The organism is Pelatocladus sp., from assembly GCF_059505505.1.
On record NZ_JCACKS010000015.1, the window covers coordinates 1 to 20,375 of the forward strand.

19 protein-coding genes are annotated in these 20,375 nt (G+C 40.6%); 9 read left to right on the plus strand and 10 right to left on the minus strand.

The genetic code is table 11. The features are described from left to right. Window positions 1-87 precede the first annotated feature (87 nt). The 5 genes from AC5JMK_RS01595 to petB form a co-directional block, all read right to left on the minus strand. Window positions 88-1,317 (minus strand): molybdopterin molybdotransferase MoeA, encoded by a 1,230-nt coding sequence (locus AC5JMK_RS01595; protein ID WP_495909226.1) that lies wholly within the window; start codon window positions 1,315-1,317, stop codon window positions 88-90. A gap of 86 nt (window positions 1,318-1,403) precedes the next feature. Continuing rightward, window positions 1,404-1,979 carry a hypothetical protein gene (locus AC5JMK_RS01600; protein ID WP_096675208.1) on the minus strand — a complete coding sequence of 192 codons (576 nt, stop codon included), beginning with the start codon at window positions 1,977-1,979 and terminating at the stop codon, window positions 1,404-1,406. Window positions 1,980-2,089: 110 nt separating this feature from the next. Further along, window positions 2,090-2,533 carry an ATP-binding protein gene (locus tag AC5JMK_RS01605; protein WP_096675207.1) on the minus strand — a complete coding sequence of 148 codons (444 nt, stop codon included), beginning with the start codon at window positions 2,531-2,533 and terminating at the stop codon, window positions 2,090-2,092. Between the two features lie 616 nt (window positions 2,534-3,149). Continuing rightward, window positions 3,150-3,632 (minus strand): cytochrome b6-f complex subunit IV, encoded by a 483-nt coding sequence (gene petD / locus AC5JMK_RS01610; RefSeq protein ID WP_096675206.1) that lies wholly within the window; start codon window positions 3,630-3,632, stop codon window positions 3,150-3,152. Window positions 3,633-3,902: 270 nt separating this feature from the next. Continuing rightward, window positions 3,903-4,550, minus strand: coding sequence for a cytochrome b6 (petB, locus tag AC5JMK_RS01615; RefSeq protein ID WP_096675205.1), 648 nt, complete (start codon window positions 4,548-4,550; stop codon window positions 3,903-3,905). Between the two features lie 623 nt (window positions 4,551-5,173). Between petB and ctpA the strand changes: the two genes are divergently transcribed. Further along, window positions 5,174-6,421 carry a carboxyl-terminal processing protease CtpA gene (ctpA, locus tag AC5JMK_RS01620; protein WP_096678836.1) on the plus strand — a complete coding sequence of 416 codons (1,248 nt, stop codon included), beginning with the start codon at window positions 5,174-5,176 and terminating at the stop codon, window positions 6,419-6,421. Between the two features lie 75 nt (window positions 6,422-6,496). On the opposite strand, the gene AC5JMK_RS01625 is transcribed toward ctpA, so the two are convergent. After that, window positions 6,497-7,153 carry an MBL fold metallo-hydrolase gene (locus AC5JMK_RS01625; RefSeq protein ID WP_096675204.1) on the minus strand — a complete coding sequence of 219 codons (657 nt, stop codon included), beginning with the start codon at window positions 7,151-7,153 and terminating at the stop codon, window positions 6,497-6,499. A gap of 154 nt (window positions 7,154-7,307) precedes the next feature. Between AC5JMK_RS01625 and AC5JMK_RS01630 the strand changes: the two genes are divergently transcribed. Further along, on the plus strand, window positions 7,308-8,795 hold the full coding sequence (locus AC5JMK_RS01630) for a site-2 protease family protein (RefSeq protein WP_096675203.1): 1,488 nt from the start codon (window positions 7,308-7,310) through the stop codon (window positions 8,793-8,795). 162 nt (window positions 8,796-8,957) lie between these two features. Here the strand turns inward: AC5JMK_RS01630 and AC5JMK_RS01635 are convergent, their stop codons facing one another. Beyond that, window positions 8,958-9,905, minus strand: a complete 948-nt coding sequence (locus AC5JMK_RS01635; RefSeq protein ID WP_096675202.1) for a lysylphosphatidylglycerol synthase domain-containing protein — start codon at window positions 9,903-9,905, stop codon at window positions 8,958-8,960. A gap of 177 nt (window positions 9,906-10,082) precedes the next feature. On the opposite strand from AC5JMK_RS01635, the gene AC5JMK_RS01640 reads away from it, so the two are divergent. From AC5JMK_RS01640 to AC5JMK_RS01655, 4 genes are read left to right on the plus strand one after another with little or no spacing between them, the layout of a single operon-like run. Further along, window positions 10,083-10,913, plus strand: a complete 831-nt coding sequence (locus AC5JMK_RS01640) for an alpha/beta fold hydrolase (RefSeq protein ID WP_495909227.1) — start codon at window positions 10,083-10,085, stop codon at window positions 10,911-10,913. Between the two features lie 32 nt (window positions 10,914-10,945). Next, on the plus strand, window positions 10,946-11,347 hold the full coding sequence (locus AC5JMK_RS01645; protein WP_495909228.1) for an alpha/beta hydrolase: 402 nt from the start codon (window positions 10,946-10,948) through the stop codon (window positions 11,345-11,347). Then, window positions 11,344-12,258, plus strand: a complete 915-nt coding sequence (locus AC5JMK_RS01650) for an alpha/beta hydrolase (protein WP_096675200.1) — start codon at window positions 11,344-11,346, stop codon at window positions 12,256-12,258. The genes AC5JMK_RS01645 and AC5JMK_RS01650 overlap by 4 nt, the downstream gene beginning before the upstream one ends. 44 nt (window positions 12,259-12,302) lie before the next feature. Next, window positions 12,303-13,973 (plus strand): phosphatidylglycerol lysyltransferase domain-containing protein, encoded by a 1,671-nt coding sequence (locus AC5JMK_RS01655; RefSeq protein ID WP_495909229.1) that lies wholly within the window; start codon window positions 12,303-12,305, stop codon window positions 13,971-13,973. Between the two features lie 116 nt (window positions 13,974-14,089). Here AC5JMK_RS01655 and AC5JMK_RS01660 read toward each other — a convergent pair whose 3' ends face one another. From AC5JMK_RS01660 to AC5JMK_RS01670, 3 genes are all read right to left on the minus strand, one after another. Continuing rightward, a complete protein-coding gene (locus tag AC5JMK_RS01660; RefSeq protein WP_495909230.1) occupies window positions 14,090-14,653 on the minus strand; it encodes a phycobiliprotein lyase in 564 nt (187 codons plus the stop codon). Between the two features lie 175 nt (window positions 14,654-14,828). Continuing rightward, a complete protein-coding gene (locus AC5JMK_RS01665) occupies window positions 14,829-15,509 on the minus strand; it encodes a HEAT repeat domain-containing protein (protein ID WP_096675197.1) in 681 nt (226 codons plus the stop codon). Window positions 15,510-15,821: 312 nt separating this feature from the next. Continuing rightward, a complete protein-coding gene (locus AC5JMK_RS01670; protein WP_495909231.1) occupies window positions 15,822-17,273 on the minus strand; it encodes an MFS transporter in 1,452 nt (483 codons plus the stop codon). A gap of 74 nt (window positions 17,274-17,347) precedes the next feature. Here AC5JMK_RS01670 and AC5JMK_RS01675 point away from each other — a divergent pair, with 74 nt between their 5' ends. From AC5JMK_RS01675 to AC5JMK_RS01685, 3 genes are all read left to right on the plus strand, one after another. Further along, window positions 17,348-17,869 carry a phosphoribosyltransferase gene (locus tag AC5JMK_RS01675; protein ID WP_495909232.1) on the plus strand — a complete coding sequence of 174 codons (522 nt, stop codon included), beginning with the start codon at window positions 17,348-17,350 and terminating at the stop codon, window positions 17,867-17,869. 251 nt (window positions 17,870-18,120) lie between these two features. Next, the gene (locus AC5JMK_RS01680) at window positions 18,121-18,879 is read left to right on the plus strand and encodes a hypothetical protein (protein ID WP_096675194.1); all 759 of its coding nucleotides are present in this window, start codon (window positions 18,121-18,123) and stop codon (window positions 18,877-18,879) included. A 641-nt stretch (window positions 18,880-19,520) separates the two neighbouring features. Beyond that, window positions 19,521-20,327 carry a hypothetical protein gene (locus tag AC5JMK_RS01685; protein WP_495909233.1) on the plus strand — a complete coding sequence of 269 codons (807 nt, stop codon included), beginning with the start codon at window positions 19,521-19,523 and terminating at the stop codon, window positions 20,325-20,327. The last annotated feature ends 48 nt before the right edge of the window (window positions 20,328-20,375 follow it).

The following is a 20,375-nucleotide window of genomic DNA, read 5'->3' on the forward strand; positions in this document are numbered from 1 at the left end:
AATGTATCGACCTGCATTGCGAATGTATCGACCTGCATTGCGAATGTATCGACCTAGATTGTTAATGCAGCCGTCTGTACAGTTTATTTAATAGAGTAAAACTTGCACTTCTTCCCCTGGAGAAACTAATGTTTGCCCTACTGATAGCACAGCTAAAGCATTAGTTTGGGCGAGATTAATTAAATTGCCAGAACTTTGACTTCCACCAGCCACTTGAAACTCGTAAATTCCGTTTTGTAAATCTAATTTACCCCAAACATAAGTTTCCCACTTCCCATTAGATCGCAATTCCTGATGAGTAAAGGCTTTGATAAAGTTTGGTTGCCAACCTTCTATTAGTCCAGAAAGTTTTTTGATAGTTGGTTGCACAAATCGCCAGAATGTTACCAATGCTGAAGCTGGATTTCCTGGTAAACCGAAGTAAATCACTTGATTTCTAAATGTCGCAACGGTGAGAGGTTTACCGGGTTTCATCGCCACTGCTTGAATGTGAATTTTCCCCTCTAAAGACTTGACAATTTGCTCAACATAGTCATAATCTCCCACAGAAACACCACCAGAAGAAATGACTATATCGGCGTTGGATACTGCATAGGCGATCGCTTTTGCTAAAGCACCTGGTTCATCTGGGACTATGCCTAAAATTAGCGGTTCTCCCCCACTCTGCCTAACTAAAGCTGCTAAAGCATACTGATTAGAATCAACGATTTGCCCTGGTTGCAGGGATTGATCTGGAGATACAAGTTCATTACCTGTAGAAAATATTGCTACCCTTGGACGGCGGTAAACACTGACTTGAGTACACTGGGCAGTTGCTAATACAGCAATTTCTGATCCATGTAACATAATTCCTGGTGGTAACAATTGTGTCCCGGCTTGATAGTAAGCTGCACGCTGTCTGACAAATTCTTGCGGTTTTGTGGGTGCTGTCAGGATGAATACACGATTTTCCTCTCGCTGTGTACATTCCTGCATCACCACTGTATCAGCACCTGCTGGCATGACTGCACCTGTGAAAATCCGGGCTGCTTGCCCTTGTTGGATGGTAGATTGGGGTTGATATCCAGCAGTTATTTCTTCAACAATTTCTAAAATAGCTGGCTGTTTTTGAGTAGCTTGCTGGACATCAGCGTAACGTACTGCATAACCATCCATTGCTGAATTATCCCAATGGGGAAAGTCCAACTGACTCGTAACCACAGAAGCAAGAATACGACTATCTGCTGCGAACAAATCGACAATTTCTGCATCGTAGTGATTGTTCAGAAGTGATACTAAATTGAAAATAATTTCTTCTGCTTCGCTAACTGACAGCATTAGGAAGAACTCCAGCTAATTTGATTTTTAGAAGAAATCTTCACGGGTTGGTATATCAATATGAATTCGGAATTATTAATTTAGCATCAGCTATTCACATCTATTTCTGGCCAAAGTCGTTCTAACTGGCGTCGCCAAGCATCTAAAGTTTCTTCTCTTGCTTGTGGAGTTTGGTTTTCATCCCCCATTAATCCTTCGGCGTAGAAGCGTTCCAGATTTTGCATTGTGGATTGGAGGGACTGACCTTGTAGTTTCGCTGCTATGATAACTTGGCGAATGCGACTTTCCACTAACCGATTAAAGACATCATCTAAACCAGCTGCGTGTAAAGCAATCAGTCTAGCGATCGCATCTCGAAAATCTTCTACAACCAAACTGTTACAGCTATGTTGAAATACACCCCAGACTACACCTTGCTGTAAGGCGTAGCGTACTTGTTGAGTATCATCAAAATTTGCTTCTAAAAACTGTTCAAAAAAAGGTTGAGCTTGTTGTGCTGGTACGATTGGTATCATCACTCGCAACCAGCTTTTATCATCTGAGAGCAGTACTAGTACACGAAAGGTAGAAGTTTCTACTTGCCAAGAATCGGATGCGATCGCCTTAACATCTGCTTCACCAAATAATTCTGTCAGCGTAGCTGCAATTTCTGAAGGTGTCATAGTGTTTTTTTTGATCCACCCTCTAGACTAGCGCAGCTTTGGTATTAATTGGGTGTTGAGAAACCAAGGATAAGGGGGACAAGTTGGTCAAAAATCATTGTTTTGCCAAATCAATGTTGTCTTTGTAAACCATACTTGACGATCACTAAACAATTTCTCCCATCTGCACCACGTTCGTAGACGACATGATCAACTAGGCGTCGCAGGAGAAACCATCCATACCCACCTACTTGTAGAGTACCTGGTTCTGGTTCGGCGATCGCATCAGGATTAAAAGGTTTACCATGATCCCAGATTCTAATCTCTAGTCGATCCATCCATAGAGAAACGTCTATATCAATCGCTGTTTCTGGGGGCAGAGTATGATGAGCATGGCGAACAGCATTAGTAAAACCTTCTGCTAACGCCAGGTTCAGGCGATAAAGTTGACCTTCTGACCAATCAAGTTTAGATAAATGTTGCAGACAGAATTGCTCAAACCACTGTTGCACTCGGTTTAGAAGCTTGAGTTCGCTTTTCACAGTCAGATGGTCTTGCTGCATTATGCTAAACATTGACCTTGACATGTAGGTGTATGGATAAAAAATGTTTGTAAGTAGATCAGCATAAACATGTTTTGTTGTTTGTTTTTGGAAATAACCGCCAATCACCAACAAAATTGGTTGTTATGTTTTGTTTGGAGTACTCACCAACTACTAAATACTATAAGAGCAGGTTTTACCATGATATTACTTTACCTAGTGACAGGATATAACTTGAAACCCGCTCCTATCAATAGCCTTCAGGCTTATATTTATTTAGATCCACTTATTTATAACAAGTAAGTCGGCGTCGTAAATTCTGTGTTTGTAGTAAGCGTTACTCTGCGAGAAGCCGCTTTGCGTCTACAGCGCTTCAGAACTTACTAGGAGCTAATTTTCAAGTTTTACTTTTCTTTACATAGTTTTGTGGATTTGCGCTAACTTACTTATCTATGTCATTTTTTGATTATGGATTTCGTTGATTATAGATTTTGAAATAATATTTTAATCTAAAATTGAAATAATAAAAACTTAAGATTTCAAACCCAAACTAAATTATAAAATTAACGCCTGTAGAGTTCTCAAAAAAAGTACATTTGCACTTGTTGAGAAACCTACAGGCGTCAAATAGTTTTATGTTGACGTGTATTTAGAACAATCCCAAAGTCAAAGATTTATCCAATGGGAAGGTAGCACCAATACCTAAGTAGAGGGTAATTAAAGTACCCAACAGAAAAACTGCTGTTGCTACAGGACGGCGGAAGGGATTTTGAAACTTGTTGACGTTCTCAATAAAGGGAACAAGAATCAGACCCACGGGTACAGCGCTCATCAGTAATACTCCTAAGAGTTTGTTGGGAACTGAGCGCAAAATTTGGAATACAGGATACAAATACCACTCTGGCAAAATTTCTAGTGGTGTTGCAAAGGGATTTGCTGGTTCTCCGACTAAAGCCGGGTCTAATACAGCTAGGGCCACAATGCAAGCGAAACTTCCCATAATTACAACTGGGAAGACGTAGAGTAGGTCATTGGGCCAAGCGGGTTCGCCATAGTAGTTATGACCCATTCCTTTAGCCAGTTTGGCTCTTAAGGCTGGATCGCTTAGATCTGGTTTCTTTACTGTTGCCATTTTTTAATGTGTTCTCCTGCTGAGGTCGAGTTAAAGCGTTTGTTTAAGCCTCGAGCTTCAGGCACTAGCTTTCAGCTTAAGATGTAACTGTTTGTTTTTTTGTCTTCTATTTGTCAATAACTTTGTTATTTTTTATTCAGTTTAAAACAAACAGCTGAATCTGGAAACCGAAAGTCAGTGCCTGATAACTCTTTGGGAGAAGCATTCATGCTTTTAAGCTCTGCGGCTGGTGGACTAACTGCCACAAAAAATGCCTCACCCTCATGTCAATTACAATGGGCCGGAAATTCCTTGCTTGCGAATCATCAAGAAGTGGAACAGCATGAACACGGCAATTAGCCAAGGTAACACAAAGGTATGGGCGCTGTAGTAACGAGTTAGTGTTCCTTGTCCAACGCTGGAACCACCACGCAGTAGTTCAGAAATCAACGTGCCAACTACGGGAATCGCTTCTGGTACGCCGCTAACAATTTTCACCGCCCAGTAGCCTACTTGGTCCCAAGGCAGAGAATAGCCAGTTACTCCGAAAGAAACGGTGATCACCGCTAGGATGACTCCACTCACCCAGGTTAACTCGCGGGGCTTTTTAAAACCGCCAGTCAGGTAAATCCGGAAGACGTGCAGAACCATCATCAGCACCATCATGCTGGCAGACCATTTGTGGACAGAGCGAATTAGCCAACCAAAGCTCACATCATTCATGATGTGCTGCACAGAGGCATAAGCTTCCGTGACAGTTGGCTTGTAGTAGAAGGTCATGGCAAATCCAGTGGCAAACTGGATTAAAAAGCAAGTGAGGGTAATTCCACCCAGGCAGTAGAAGATATTGACGTGGGGAGGGACGTACTTGCTGGTGACGTCTTCTGCGATCGCTTGAATCTCCAAGCGTTCCTCGAACCAGTCATAAACGTTGGCCATACAATCTCAAGTTCCTAGAAATCGATCGCGGTTGATAAATCTCCGACTTACCGGGGATTAGTGATTGGGGTCAGGGGTCGGGGATTGAGGATTGGGGATTGGGAATTGGGCATTAAGCATTTATGTTTGTGATCTGCTATCTCCCCATTGTTCCCCTTCCATTACCCAATCCCCTGTCCCCGATCCCTAGTCCCCAGAAGCTCGTTTGTTGATGAGCCTCATGAGTGTTAATAATTTAAAAAAAACTTAACACTCTGCAAAGATAGAATATATTGCATTATCTTTGCACCCAATCAAAAAATATTGGACACAAAGTAGATTTTATCGTTTGTGGAGGGGCTTTTGCACCGAATCAGGAGATTAAACCTCTTGATTTCAAAATCCACCACTTCTATAAAAAAAGTAACATAGTCGAGAGATAGATTTCATATACCAATTACAAAAATTACTTTTGTAATTGGTGGTAGAGGGCAAAAAGTAAAGGTTAAAGGGTAAAAATTCTTTCTGTTTCTCCCTTTCCCCTGAAAGCTCTTTTCCCTCTTAAAAGACTTCTATAAAAAAGAAGTCTAAATTAATGTAACTGCGTCAAACTAGACAATTTTGGCTAAAAAATGGGATTAAACATGGGGTTAATGCATAAACGGGTTTTTCAGGTTGGATTATCACTGTTCGTAGCGTTTTGGCTAGGATTTTGCAACTTTTGTCAACCAGCAATGGCTTTGACTCAGGAACAAAGGCTGATATCAGAAGTATGGCGAATTGTTAACCGTACTTATTTAGACGACACGTTTAATCATCAAAATTGGGCATCTGTTAGGCAGAAAATTCTTTCCACATCCCTCTCGGATCAAAAATCAGCCTACACAGCAATTCAGAAAATGCTCAAAAGCCTTGATGACCCCTTTACCCGTTTTTTAGATCCAGAGCAATACCGCAGTTTACAGGTAAATACGTCTGGAGAACTAACTGGGGTAGGCTTGCAAATTGCTCTGAATCAAAAGACTGGTGGTTTGGAGGTAGTGACTCCCATTGCAGGCTCACCAGCAGAAAAAGCAGGAATTCGACCACGCGATCGCATCATCAAAATAGAAGGGATGGCGACACAAAACCTGACCCTCGATGAAGCTGCTGCTAGAATGCGTGGTTCAATTGGCAGTTTAGTCACCTTGCTTATCGAAAGAGATGGAGAAGGGCAAAAAGAGTATCGAGTTATGCGCGATCGCATTTCCCTTAACCCTGTAGTGGCAGAGTTACATAATACTCCTTCTCAACAGCCTATTGGATATATTCGCCTCACTCAATTTAACGCCAATGCTGCTATGGAGTTGGCACACGCCATTAATAGCTTAGAAAAAAAAGGTGCATCCGCATATATTCTGGACTTACGAAATAATCCAGGCGGTTTGCTACAAGCAGGAATTGAAGTTGCACGTCTGTGGTTAAACTCTGGCACCATAGTTTATACAGCCAATCGCCAAGGAATTCAAGGTAGCTTTGAATCATTTGGTCCAGCACTCACAAACGATCCGTTAGTTGTTCTAGTCAATGAAGGAACAGCGAGTGCTAGTGAAATTCTCGCTGGTGCATTGCAAGATAACGGTCGTGCCACACTAGTAGGGGAAACCACCTTTGGTAAAGGCTTAATCCAATCCTTGTTTGAATTGTCAGATGGTTCTGGTTTAGCAGTGACAATTGCCAAATACGAAACCCCAAACCATAAAGATATTAATAAATTAGGTATAAAACCAGACAAAATAATTTCTTCTGCACCAATCACCCGCGAACAAATTGGTACAGAAGCCGATCAGCAATATCAAGCAGCAATGAAAGTGCTAACAGAACATTCAGTGATCGCAGGTGGGACGGCTTAATTGGGGAGCGGGGATAGGGTATTGGTATTTATTCTTTCCCTTGTCTACCCTGTCCTCCTCGTCCCCTTTCCCCGATCACCAATTCTCCATTGCTAGGCGTTGATATGCATCATCTATTACACGCTTGCCTCTGAGAAAACCCGTATTTGCTCCAGGACAAATATATTTTAATGTTTCTGGAGTAAAGTATTCTAGAAGCATTTTGATGCTCTTTATTTGCCTATGCCAGTGGAAAGTCTTGGCTGTTTTTTGTGGAACTGGATCGCCTTGTTGGTTGGGAAGTAAGTGACGTCCAGAAAACAGCACGCCTCCAGACTCACTATAATAAAGGCAAGACGAACCGGGAGAATGTCCACACGTCCAAATCACTTTTGTGATGGAATCAAGGACAAATTCTTGACTAAAAGTAGTTACAGGTAATTCAGGTAAGAGATATGCTTCTTGCTCTTGAATCAAAACTTCACAACTGAAGATTTGCTGATATTCTACTGTCTTGCCAATAGCACCTCTGTGGGTGAGAAATAACCAACGTACACCACCATGCGATCGCATGAAATCCTGGTAAGTTTGATCAAAAGCTGGACAATCAATTAGGATGTTACCTTCATTTCTGACAATAAAATAAGCGGTTCCCCCTAGTGTGTCCCGATTTGGTGGAAATGCAAAAATAGTATCGAGAACTTCTTGTGGTGGCTTGGCTAAATGATTTGATTCTTGAGACAAGGGACACATGAGAAAAACAACTTCCTTGAGGAGTTTTGACAAACCCGGTTTAAGTATAAAACTTCTCGGAAGCAAAAAGCGGAATAGTGTCTATCTTGTGGCAATAATAGTGGTGCGGTTGACCACAAGTTAGGACTGACGTTTCAAAATAAACTAAAATCACATGACAGTTTGGTTTCTAATTTTACTGGGACTAATTACTTATCTAATGGTGCAGCGTAGTGTGGCTCGCCTCACCCGGACACCTGTCTGGTTATTATGGTTAGTATTAATGACTCCAGCAATGTTATGGACGGGATGGACGGTAATGTATGGAGACAAACAACCACTACCGCGATCGCTAATGATCTGGCCATTAGTAATTTGTCCTATTTTATACTGGGTGCTATTTCAGTCGGGACGCCAACCGCAAAAAGACAAACCAACTGAAGCTCAAGCAGCACAAACTGAATCCCCTACACCCCCAACAGAACCAAATTCCGTGCGCCCGATTCAGCCCAACGAAGAACAAATACTGCGAGATTGTTTTCCTTGGTCTGTATATTACATTCAAAATATAGAATATAGACCTCAAGCTGTAATTTGCCGAGGTCAGTTAAGAAGCAAACCAAACGAAGCGTACCAAAAGATTAAAGAAAATATAGAAACAAAATTTGCGGGTCGATTTTTGGTGTTCTTTCAAGAAGGTGTCAATGGGAAACCCTTCTTTGTGCTAATTCCTAATACTCAAGCTACCCAAGGTAATGTACCGAGAAAAGAAGAACAATTAAAACAATTTGCTTGGGCATTTTTGTTATTATTAGCAACCTTGGTAACAACTACCAAAGTAGGAGTTGGAATTGCTGGTATTGAATTGACAATCCGCCGATTTCAATCTAATCCAAGTCTGATTTTGCAAGGATTACCCTACGCCCTAGCTTTAATGTTAATTTTGGGTATCCACGAACTTGGTCACTATTTAATGGCGACCGGACGCTATAAAATTCGCTCAACTCCACCTTACTTTATTCCCATGCCATTTTTCTTGGGAACTTTTGGTGCATTTATTAGGATGCGTAGTCCCGTACCTAATCGTAAAGCTTTATTTGATGTCAGTATTGCTGGACCTTTGGCAGGTTTTGTGGTGACATTACCCTTATTATTTTGGGGATTAGCTCACTCTACGATTGTAAGTTTGCCAGACGAAAAAACAGGACTATTAAATCCGGATGCGCTTAATCCTAAATATTCTATTTTATTAGCACTACTGTCAAAACTGGCTTTGGGTAGTCAATTAACACCACAATCTGCGATTGATTTACATCCAGTAGCGGTAGCTGCTTGTTTGGGATTAATAGTGACTGCGTTAAATTTAATGCCAGTGGGACAATTGGATGGAGGACATATTGTCCATGCAATGTTTGGACAAAGAAATGCTATTGTAATTGGTCAAGTTGCTCGTCTGTTGTTGTTGTTGTTGTCTTTAGTTCAGCCAGGATTTTTCTTGTGGGCGTTAATTTTGTTGTTCATACCGTTAATGGATGAACCTGCTTTGAATGACGTCACTGACCTGGATAATCAACGTGATGTTTGGGGATTGTTCGCGATGGCTTTGTTAGTGATGATTATCCTACCATTACCACAGGCGATCGCTAGTTGGTTACAGATTTAAAATTCATTTTTTGTAATTCAACTCATTTCAATCATGAATGTTGAGTTTAAAGCCCCTAAATTTCTTTATGAAAAAAGTAAAAGTTTTTTTTTAGAGACGCACAGCGCGGTAAAAAATGCGTCCTTATTCAATCCCCTCAATTTATTTATGGGGATTTACTTTTTACTTTTTAATCCTTCTTAGTTGAGGTAGTTCGTACACTCCTAGTAAAGCTGCTGCAATTATGAAAGGTAAAAAGTAGTAAACTCCCCTATAGGCTAGTAATGACCCCAAAATTGCCACCGCAGAAACTTGAGGAACTTGAGAGGAAAGAATCAGCAAAACTACAGTTTCAAATACTCCTAATCCTCCAGGGACACTGCTGACAACACCAGCAAACATCGCCAGTAAATAGATTCCCAAAAAATCAAGATAAGATAAGGATATATTTGCAGGCAATAGAACATAAAGTACAGCTGCTGCAAACATCCAGTCACAGCTAGAAACAGCTATTTGAGCAAGGGATATCTTAAAGCTAGGAAATTTAAACTCGTGAGAGCGAATTATTAACGGTTGTTTAATAATAAGACTTCCTAATAAATAAGTAATAATTAGTAGCAGAAAAATCACACCAATAGATCGCACAGAGGTCAAAGGTAGATGTAATTGAGGGGGAATGGTTAAAGGATTAAGAAGGAACATGAACCCAGCTAAAGTAAACATTCCCAACCAGAAAGTAAAATTGACAAAAGCAATGATTTGAGCGATCGCCAACGATGATATTCCCCAAGTCGAGTAAAAACGATAACGGATCGCACTACCAGTTAGTAAGGCAAAGCCTATCGTATTACTGAATACAGAACTTATAAAGTTAGTAAATACAATCTTTTTCCAACTTAGGGAAAAACCAATATATCGAAACCCCAAAATGTCGTAAAACGCGATCGCAGAATATCCAAGGCTCGTCAACCCAATGCTCGCAATTAAGAGATTTTTAGGAATTGCTGCTAAATTATTCAACACATCACGGTAATTGTACTCGTGCAGTTCTTTATTAATAGCCCATAAAGAAAACACAAGCAGCAACAAGCCAAGTAGAGAACTGAGGTTGAGTTTAGGTTTTTTGGACATAAATTAAGGACAGTGAGGAGGGAGATAGGGAAACTAGTGCTTCTATCTTCTGCCTTTTACCTTACAACCAGTCGCAAATTTTCCATTGCATTGACATGCTATTGACACATCATTTGCGTAAGCTTTGAATTGCAAGAAATATTTACCAAAAAAGCAAGTGGTTAGGTTAGTAGTCTGATGACTATGATTCAAGATGCCTTAGACGGTTCAACAATTCATCTACGACAAAGGGTAAATTTGCAAGTCTGCCATAGTCTGGGTGTAACTCCTGCTGTAGTATTTCTCCACGGAGGTACAGGAAACCGCTTCAACTTTCGATCTCAATATGAGTTTGTCCAAAATCAAGGTTGGCAAGTTCTGGCTTACGACTTAGCAGGACACGGCCAATCTAGTTCTTACAAGTGCTACTCTATAGGACGTCATTGTCGTGACTTATGGCGATTATTGCAGTATTTTGGCATTGATTCGCCGATACTGTGTTGCCACAGCTATGGAGTTCCCATTGGTTTAGAGTTTACCCAGCACCATCCGGTTAGTGGTTTGATAGCGATCGCTGGTGGTACTCATAACTTAGCACCTTGGTGGGAAATTCCCTTAATGAAGTTGATGGCTTTTGGGGGAAGGTATCTTTACTATCTGCCTGGTGTGCAGCAAATAAGCAATTTTTTCTCTACCTCTTACCGCGATCGCGTTATGGAAGTGTTTTTTGCGGAAAATCCAGTTCCCAAAGATTTTGCTTCCTACAAAGCCTTAGAAATCTTTTGGGATTATAACTTTTTTGCCCGTCACCCCTGGCCAAAAAATCTACATATCCCTGTTTTGGTGATTACCGCAGGCAAAGACCCAATGTTTACACGCCAAATGGGAGATGATTTAGCAAGACACTTTGTTAATAGTACTCATCTACATTTTGCGAATGCGGGACATTTAGTGATAGCAGAACAGGCAGATTTGGTAAATAGTGCGATCGCTCAGTGGATGATTTCAATTCCTAATAATCGTGAATAAATATTCCTTGCTTAAAAAGTAAAAAGTAATTTATGAAATACTTATCTTCTGGTGGATGGGGTGCAATCAATGTCGGATTACATAATGTGAAGAATTTTTCAATTTTATTTAGTCATAGCGGTTATTTTAAAGATAAAAGCGGTCAAAAAAATAGCCCAATTATCTATATCAAAAATATTCCTCCTCAAGCACAAAAAAAATTGCGAATCTATCTAGATACTGGAAAATCAGATATAGAAGAGATGGAACAAGCTAAACAATTTACTAAAGTCTTAAGCCAACTGAAAATTTATCATATTTTTCGTGAGTTCCCTGGTAGCCACACGTGGAACTATTGGCACGAACATTTGGCAGATTCGTTGACTTTTGTAGGAGAACAATTTCGCATAGAACAAACAGCACATGCTGCTGATAATTTAACTCTAAAAAAATGAAATTATCCAAGATTGTTATCGGTATAATCAGCGCGATCGCAATTCTTGCTATAGGTGGCTACTGGTATGTATTCATTTTGGGTGCGCCACAGCTAGACCCACCCCAACAACAAACCAATACTGAGCTAAAGTTTCAACTAGAGACATTCAACAGCCAAGCAATGGGTAAAGTTCGTCAATACGGAATTATTTTACCTCCAGGCTATGAAAAAAATCCTCGCCAACGCTATCCAGTCATCTTTCTATTACACGGCGGTCATGATGATGCCCGTGCTTATGTTGACAAATACGCCATTTTGGGCATATTGCATGAACTTTATCAAAGTGGTAAATTGCCACCAGCAATTGTAATTACACCTGATGGTAACGATAATCGTGGTTCTAGTCCTTTGTACGACCCTGATTATTATGATGGACTGAATGGGAAAATCGGAACTTTGATAGGTTCCGAATTAGTCCAACTTGTGAAATCGCGCTACCGGACTTTGGAGAAACCGCAGTTTTGGGCGATGGGCGGTATATCTTCTGGGGGATGGGGGGCTTTTAATATTGGATTACTATACTTACAAAACTTTAATATTTTGTTTAGCCACAGTGGTTATTTTATTGATAGCAGTGGTTCACAAAATAGTCCCCAACAAATTGTGCAACACTTATCTGTCGAAGATAGAAAGCGACTGCGTGTATATTTAGATGCTGGGAAAAATGATACGGATTTCCTCGCTTCTACTCAAACATTCCACCAAACCTTAAATAATTTGGGTATAAAGAATGTATTTTATGCGTTTCCCGGAGGACATGGTTTATCTGGGCCAAATGTGGGTTGGAATTATTTTCATAAGCATCTCAAAGATTCGCTGACATACGTAGGACAACAGTTTCAGAAAGAGATGAGGGAGATAGGGAGTTAGTAATAAACTAAACAACCAATAAATAAAAAATTTACGAATGACCAATGACCAATAACTTAAAAACTCGAATTGGACTATGGAGTGCAGCACTTCTTACGAGTTTGGTTGCAGTGGTGAATTTACTGTCAGCAGTGACACCCAATCTCTACGGTCGGAATTTTTTATTGAAAGAATTTTTACCTTTTGAAATTCGTGCTGGTGGTCATATATTTGCAGCTTTGACTGGATTTGTTTTATTAACACTTGCTACTAATTTGTTGCGTCGTAAACGTGTTGCTTGGTTACTGACCATTGGCTTGTTGGTTATTTCTATAGTCAGCCATTTAATCAAGGGTCTGGACTACGAAGAAAGTCTGCTGTCTGGCTTACTGCTGGTGCAATTAATGATGATGCGTCATGTTTTTACAGCCCAGTCAGACCGTCCTTCAATTGCGAAAGGAGTGTGGGTATTAATTGGTGCTTTGCTGTTTACTTTGGCATATGGAACTATTGGATTTTATTTATTAGACAACAAATTTTCAGTGAATTTTAGTTTGAGAGATGCTATATTTCAAACTCTAGCAATGTTCTTCACAGAAGATAATGCTGGACTGCAACCAAGGACTAGGTTTGGTCAATTCTTTGCCAATTCTATATATATTATTGCAGCCAGTACATTTATGTATGCATTGGTCATGCTATTGCGTCCAGTATTTTTACGCAATGTAATTACCCTCACTGAACGACAACGGGCAAAAGAAATCGTCGAAAATCACGGAAATTCCTCTTTAGCAGCATTTGCTTTATTAAGTGATAAAAGTTACTTTTTTAGTCCCACTAATCAGAGTGTAATTGCTTATGTTGCCAAAGGCAGGGGCGCGATCGCTTTAGGAGATCCCATCGGGCCTATTCCAGACCGCAAAGAGGTTATTGTTGCTTTTCAGCAATTTTGTCAACGCAACGATTGGTATCCTGCTTTTTATCAAACTTTACCTGATGACATTGACCTCTATAAATCTTTGGGATTTCAGGTTTTAAAAATTGGAGAAGAAGCGATTGTTGACCTCAAAACCTTTACCTTGCAAGGAAAACCAGGCAAAAATCTGCGTACCGCACTAAATCGCATGACTAAGCTAGGGTACGAGATCAAATTCTATCAACCACCGATTGCTGATCACTTATTGCGCCAGTTAAAAACCGTCAGTGACGAGTGGCTGCAAATGGTGCAAGGTTCAGAAAAGCGTTTTTCTTTGGGTTGGTTTGACGAAGCTTATCTCAAGGAATCTGAAATTTCTGTCGTACAGTCTTCTCATGGTGAAATAATTGCTTTTGCTAACATTGTCTCAGAGTATCAACTCAACGAAATCACGAACGACTTGATGCGACACCGCAAGTCAATAGAAAACGGTACGATGGACTTCTTATTTATCTCTATGTTTCAACACTACAAGGAACAAGGCTACGATAGTTTTAATATGGGTCTGTCTGCTTTGGCTGGAGTTGGTGAAACCCACGAGTCACGACGTTTGGAGAAGGCATTACACTATCTTTATCAGCATCTTGAGCGATTCTATAATTTTCAAGGTTTGCACGCTTATAAAGATAAGTTTCACCCAATTTGGCAACCCCGTTATCTTGTTTATCCTAGTTTGACAGCTTTACCTGATGTAATTGTGGCATTAATTCGAGCCGATTCAGGCGATCGCCTCCTCGATTATTTTAAACCTGGATCGTAATCTCGTGAAGCAGTTACAAAAAGCGATCGCCTCAATTACATCTCAAATTGAATAACGCAAAGACACTTGAAAAAAGTTGTATTTTAATGCGTCTTTGCGGTTCGATATTGCTTTGACTAAGTTGATACTGAATTAGCTGCTTCAGATTCTTTCGCTGGTCCAGCACCACCCATGCGAATTTCAGAAGTGAACGAAGCCATACTAAAGCCACCGAAGCGCTTCAGGACACCAACTCGCATCCGTAAATTGGGGCTAGCAAACCAGAGGCGCTCTTCAGACCACATTGTTTCGTATTCTGTAATTAAGGTCAACGCCTCATCATCACCCATCTTGTAACTGCCAGCAACAGGCATTTTCTCAGCATAGCCCATTTCTCGCAATAACTTGCCTTCATTTGGGTTATCTGCATTCGGCACTGGTACTAATACCGTCGAACCTTTGTGATCTTCTTCATCCCATTCCATTGTGCCTTTCCAAGTGACTCTCGCACCACAGGAAGCATGTTTGGGGTTAATTTCATATTGTTCGCATAGTTTGATCACCTCCGGGTGATCTACTGCCAGCATTTCTATAATAATATCTGATTTGCCAGACTCTGATTGCTTAAAAGCTAAGTGGTGACTAGTACGATGGGAAAACCATTTACCAGCACTTAACTCAAAAAATTCTTTAATATTCATGAATCAAATTACCTTGCGTCAAAATCTTGATGATCCCACTTATTACAAGGTAGCAGGAAGGGGGAGATAGGGGACAAGGGAGACAAGGAGGACAAGGGAGACAAGGGAGAATGTAAATGAAATCTCTCCCTTGTATTGACATATTTGCGTATTTGTGATTTATCTATTTGTGTCCTCACGCTTGATAGCCTGCTTCCTCTAATCTCTTGAGAGATATTTTTGCAGCTTCAGCGACGTTTTTGTGACTGTCTTTTTCTAGATATTTTAATGCGGAAACACTTTTAGTAGTAGGAAGCTGGCCGAGAGTTTCGGCTAAACGTTGTCGTACCAACCAGTCATCTGATTGAGCAAAACGTAAAACTCGATCTACTGCGTCGATATCTTTTATTTCTCCCAGTGCTGCGATCGCGGCTTGTTGTAGTACGATTTCTTCTCCGTCTAGGGCTTGGTAAAGGAGTTCACGGGCGCGGGAGTCTTTGAGATTACCCAGTGAAACGGCTGCACTAAAACGGACTAACCAGTCAGTATCTTCGTAAAATGCCCTTGACAGAGGCTCAAAGGCCCTGCCATCACCCAAGTATCCCAGCGCACCAGCAGCACCAGCACGGATGCTATAGTCTGGATCAGTTTCCAGAATTTTTACCAAAAGAGAGTAGCACTCGGAAGTTGGTTTAATCCCCAAGGCAAATATTGCCATTGATCGTAATTGCAGAGACTCATCGTCCAACACTTTTTTAATTAAAGGTACAGCGTCCTCTGCTGGTACGTCTTTCAACGAAGCAAGGGCTACCATGCGATCGCGTAGATTCGGACTGTCTAACTGAGTGGAAATTTCCTCTAAGCTTGGAACTGCCATTTGGTTTAATTAATTGGCTTTTTCTACTTCATACATATTAAGTATTATTACGTTTTTTTACACAAATTCACCATCTTTAGGTGGATTGTTGGTTGTTGACTCCCCACACTTCCCACACTCCCCAGGGTGGTTTCATACAAGCAGAGAAAAATTAAAATCTTTTTTTAAAGCCTCTCCCCTTATTAAGGGGAGAGGTTTGGAGAGGGGTAAAAATCTATGCTTCAAAACGAGAAATACAGACTTCCATATTTTTCTTTTTTCGTATGAAACCACCCTGCCCACACTCCCCACACTCGCCCAATCCCCGATCCCCTATGTCCGTGATCTCTTCCTTCTTTCCTCAAGTTGGAGTAAGATTTCAGCATGCATTTCGCGAGTAATGGGGTAAAAGTACGCCAAAATTAAGCCACAAATCAAAGCTACAGCTGGTAAGGGGCCAATTGAAACGCGAATCACTTCTAATACTGTATCTGGTTGGATTGGCACAGGAATTTGTGGTGTGGGTTTAATATATCCAGCTGCGCCTAGTCTTTGCAAAACTAAGTTCACAGCTAACCCTAAACAAATTTTTTGCAAAAAAACTATGAAACTATAAAAAATACCTTCCCGACGTTGTCCTGTTTGTAATTCATCTAGTTCGATCACGTCTGGTAGCATTGACCAGGGAACTAAATAAGCTGTGGATACTCCAAAGCCGGCTAAAACTGCTAAACAATACATCAAGACGATTTGATCTGGCTTGACGAAAAACAGTCCAGCCTGAGCAATAATCCATATAGTCATGCCCATGTAGTATACAGCTTTTTTGCCGACACGCTGACTAATCGCACTCCAGACAAACAGCATACTCATTGCAGTTCCTTGCACTGCCAGCAATACTAAGCTAATGTGCCATTGGGGAAGACGCATCCAACTAATAACGAAATAAGGAATAATCCCAGCTGTTAGTTGGACTGCTAACCACGAACAAAGATATATGCCGATTACAAATAAAAAAGGGCGATTAGTAAAAGCTATTTTGAGTTGTTGCAAAAAAGGGATAGAAGCTGTTTGTTCTGTCTGTGGGTGTAAATTTGCCACAGATTGAGCGCGTTTTTTCGTTCCCCAGACACACCAATATATGGGAAAAACAGAAATAATCGCACAGATTAATCCTATTAATAAAAATTGTAAACTGCGATTATTAGGAATGATGAGAGAAATTATTAATCCAATAATTAAAGCCAGAATGCTCCCACCAATTGAAAAAGTAAAACGAAAGCTGTTGAGGCTGGTACGTTCATCGTAGTCTTGGGTTAGTTCTGCGGTGAGAGCTGTATATGGTAAATTAACAACAGTATAGAAGGCATTAAACAAAATTGAAATCGCAGTGTAATACCAAAATAAACCCCACTGATTTGCATTTTCGTTGTTACTAAAGTGAGGTACAATCCACTGCAAAAAAAAGAAAATTCCAAAGGGAATTGCTCCCCAAATCATCCAAGGATAGCGTCTCCCCTGACTGCTTTGAGTGCGATCGCTCAATACCCCCACCATTGGATCGTTGACTGCATCCCAGACTTTACCGACTAGTTGAGTCTGTCCTGCTAGTTGAGGATTCAAGCCAGCTACATCTGTCAGGAAGGGTGACAAATAAGAAATCCCAATCATGGCAGTAATCGCTGTACCCAAATCTCCAGCACCAAAGGCCAGCTTAGTACTAAGGTCTAGTTTTTCATTTTCAGCGCTTTGCTGGAAATCACCATCAGGGGCAGAATCGCTCATATTACACTACGCTCATATTAAGATAGAAAGTTTGGTTTGCCATTTATTAATAGCTACAAATAACCTTCCCAACTATGCCAGACCTTTACATTTCTTGGTCAGATTATCATCGTAAAATTGAACAACTAGCTGCCCAAATCTATCAATCCGGTTGGGAGTTCAATCAGATTATTTGTCTTGCTAGAGGAGGACTACGGGTGGGAGACATTCTCTCCCGTATATATAAACAGCCATTGGCAATTTTAGCAACATCATCTTACAGTGGCTCAGGCAAGCAAGAAAGAGGATGTTTAAGCTTTTCTCGCCATTTGACAATGACTACAGAAAAGTTAGGTTCGCGTATTCTTTTAGTAGATGATTTGGTAGATTCTGGAGTGACTCTCAAGGAAACTACATCTTGGTTAAAGAAGTATTCTGATGCTCCGATAGAAGAAATTCGCTCTGCGGTAATTTGGTATAAAGCTTGTTCAGTAATCAAACCTGATTACTACGTTGATTATCTCTGTGATAATCCTTGGATTCATCAACCGTTTGAGCATTATGAGTTTATGAACCCGGCAGAATTTTTGGAAGTAGTTAGCAGCAACAGCAACTAGGCATTTATTAGATAATTACTGAGTATCTAATAGGCGTTTACTTAACTGTCTTAACTGTCCTTGCATTTCAACTAAGAATGTAATAGCGTGTTGGAGTTGGAATAAATTTCAAGTAATGATCGTGAGGGCGTGTATCAATTAGATGAAGTAGAGTAAGTGCCACCAATAGTTTGTAATCAGCCACGAAGTGAATGCTTTAGACTGCTTTGTTCGTTGTGAGTAGATTTTATCGAGCAGAGGAGAAGTGAACCATGATAAGCACGCTAGCCCATAACGTGGAAAAGCAATTAAACTTTTGCGGTTCGCACATAGATGCGAAATACGTTGAAAATGTCAGAGATTATGAAATCAACAAAGCAACCATTGTAGTCAACCCACATATGTGGGATGTTTCCGTTGGCAAGCCCGTGAGAAATATTATTCCTGCTTTCTCCTCAACTATCCTCAAAGATATAACTATTGAGAAGGCTGAAGTACTGATATTGATCGAGGTCAAAGACTTCACCAACATCGGGAACATTATTTTGGAAGAGGGTTGGTTTCTATTAGGCAATACTATTGAAGATACTCCCAGTGGTGGCGACACCAGTGAACTCCCGTATCCTAAGAATACTCCTCTATGGAAATCACCACAAGATGAGGCGGGAATTGTAGAGATTGATCCGTATTACATGACAAGGCAAGCAAATACACCAAGTGAAAAGCAAAGCTTTGTCGTTAAACTCAACTTATGGTTTGCACCTTCATACACCAATTGTTTCATACACAACAAGCATGACTTTATCGAAATCCATACACAGATATTCGGTACTGGTAGAATGCAGAAGTTTAAAACTCAAGATTATGGCACTCTCTACGAAGACATGTTAATGAGTCCTGGCTTCACAACTTGTGTTCCATTTTGTCAGGTAGAAGAAAACAGCAAATACATTTATCCGTGGCATCAATATTACGCAGATACAGATTGCATTTGGATAGCAATAGAGTATCACCCGTTAGCGAAAGCTTAAATTAAGCAACTTTTATATAGAGATAGAGGAAGTCGCAAACTTAATATAAGTCGGTGAGAATACAGCAGATTTCAACAAGCATGAGGCACAGAAAGACCCCACCCACGCTACGCGTACCCTCCTCGCTTGCGCTTAGGGTTGGGGAACTCGGGGCCTCCTTTGGGGATTAGGGGCAGCAGGGTGGTTTCATACGAAAAAAGAAAAATATGGAAGTCTGTATTTCTCGTTTTGAAGCATAGATTTTTACCCCTCTCCAAACCTCTCCCCTTATTAAGGGGAGAGGCTTTAAAAGAAGATTTTAATTTTTCTCTGCTTGTATGAAACCACCCTGCTTTGGGGATTAGGGGCAGGCAGGGTGTACTCCATTTAAATGCAAAGCGCTGTAAATAAAATACAATTTACCAAACGTAAACATCATTCACACCTTTACAAGTTACAAATGATGACTATCGCCGATAGTTTTAGCCTCTGGACTTACTGAGAATTTGACATTGCGATCACCAATATAAATGACATTTTTGTCTCTAGCTTCAACAGATTACATTGCATAATCTTGGGAGCTTGGACGTAGAAATTAAAGTAGCTTTAATTCAGTTCAGTTTTGCGTACAGTTTTATTCTCATATCACGAGAGGTTTATTAATGTCAGGACCAACTTTATCCAATGTCTACAAGTTCGTCAAAGTCGAAGAATATTTCAAAGACATCAAAAGCTGGCAAACCCTTAAGAAAGTCTCTTCTTATCAATATATAGACACAGAACAAACGCTAGTACTTGAGTTCCAAAACAGCCATGGTAATACCTGTGCTATGCTACTTCAATTTGTCCAAAATGATACCTTCCGGATTCGTTTCAACCCCAAAAAAACCAGGGAAGATTACAGCGATCAAAATACTCGTGCGGTAGTCCAAAATACCTTCGCTCAGTTAAAAGACGCAGCCCAGCAGGGAGATGAAAAATTCTACATAGTCTATGAAGACAAAAGTGGTCATGGCTGCATACTAACTACGAAAAAGCAGCAGAATGACGAAGCTGTCATGCAAGTAATTCTCACCACAGATCCGTTTAAGATCGAAGTGATCAATTGCGAACCTGACGGCAGCAACTTTAAAGTTTGGGAGACATCACTACCTGGCATTTTATATACTCCGAACGGAAATGACGATTATGCCATTATTCAGGGTGTGAAAAAACCTGCACCAGCCAAGTATATTGGCTTTGGTGAACAAGGTGGTAAGTCACTCTGCCGTAATAGTGGGCAACTAAACTATTTCAATTTCGATAATATGCGGTACCGTCAGGTCTATAACTACGGCCCCTTAGACGGACGGGAACCGCTTTACCATTCGGAACCGTTCTTTATTGAATTTAACGGCGTTCCTGAAAAAGATTGCGTCACTGGCATATACGTTGACAATCGTGGTCAAGTCCTGATGGATATTGGCTAAGCTGTTATGCATTTAAATTGTGATGACAGCGTCGCCTTTATTTTTGAG

Bases quoted from the DNA above. Each gene is read 5' to 3' on its own strand.
- AC5JMK_RS01595 (WP_495909226.1), bottom strand. From the start codon at position 1,317: ATGCTGTCAGTTAGCGAAGCAGAAGAAATTATTTTCAATTTAGTATCA.
- AC5JMK_RS01600 (WP_096675208.1), bottom strand. From the start codon at position 1,979: ATGACACCTTCAGAAATTGCAGCTACGCTGACAGAATTATTTGGTGAA.
- AC5JMK_RS01605 (WP_096675207.1), bottom strand. From the start codon at position 2,533: ATGTTTAGCATAATGCAGCAAGACCATCTGACTGTGAAAAGCGAACTC.
- petD (WP_096675206.1), bottom strand. From the start codon at position 3,632: ATGGCAACAGTAAAGAAACCAGATCTAAGCGATCCAGCCTTAAGAGCC.
- petB (WP_096675205.1), bottom strand. From the start codon at position 4,550: ATGGCCAACGTTTATGACTGGTTCGAGGAACGCTTGGAGATTCAAGCG.
- ctpA (WP_096678836.1), top strand. From the start codon at position 5,174: ATGGGGTTAATGCATAAACGGGTTTTTCAGGTTGGATTATCACTGTTC.
- AC5JMK_RS01625 (WP_096675204.1), bottom strand. From the start codon at position 7,153: ATGTGTCCCTTGTCTCAAGAATCAAATCATTTAGCCAAGCCACCACAA.
- AC5JMK_RS01630 (WP_096675203.1), top strand. From the start codon at position 7,308: ATGACAGTTTGGTTTCTAATTTTACTGGGACTAATTACTTATCTAATG.
- AC5JMK_RS01635 (WP_096675202.1), bottom strand. From the start codon at position 9,905: ATGTCCAAAAAACCTAAACTCAACCTCAGTTCTCTACTTGGCTTGTTG.
- AC5JMK_RS01640 (WP_495909227.1), top strand. From the start codon at position 10,083: ATGACTATGATTCAAGATGCCTTAGACGGTTCAACAATTCATCTACGA.
- AC5JMK_RS01645 (WP_495909228.1), top strand. From the start codon at position 10,946: ATGAAATACTTATCTTCTGGTGGATGGGGTGCAATCAATGTCGGATTA.
- AC5JMK_RS01650 (WP_096675200.1), top strand. From the start codon at position 11,344: ATGAAATTATCCAAGATTGTTATCGGTATAATCAGCGCGATCGCAATT.
- AC5JMK_RS01655 (WP_495909229.1), top strand. From the start codon at position 12,303: ATGACCAATAACTTAAAAACTCGAATTGGACTATGGAGTGCAGCACTT.
- AC5JMK_RS01660 (WP_495909230.1), bottom strand. From the start codon at position 14,653: ATGAATATTAAAGAATTTTTTGAGTTAAGTGCTGGTAAATGGTTTTCC.
- AC5JMK_RS01665 (WP_096675197.1), bottom strand. From the start codon at position 15,509: ATGGCAGTTCCAAGCTTAGAGGAAATTTCCACTCAGTTAGACAGTCCG.
- AC5JMK_RS01670 (WP_495909231.1), bottom strand. From the start codon at position 17,273: ATGAGCGATTCTGCCCCTGATGGTGATTTCCAGCAAAGCGCTGAAAAT.
- AC5JMK_RS01675 (WP_495909232.1), top strand. From the start codon at position 17,348: ATGCCAGACCTTTACATTTCTTGGTCAGATTATCATCGTAAAATTGAA.
- AC5JMK_RS01680 (WP_096675194.1), top strand. From the start codon at position 18,121: ATGATAAGCACGCTAGCCCATAACGTGGAAAAGCAATTAAACTTTTGC.
- AC5JMK_RS01685 (WP_495909233.1), top strand. From the start codon at position 19,521: ATGTCAGGACCAACTTTATCCAATGTCTACAAGTTCGTCAAAGTCGAA.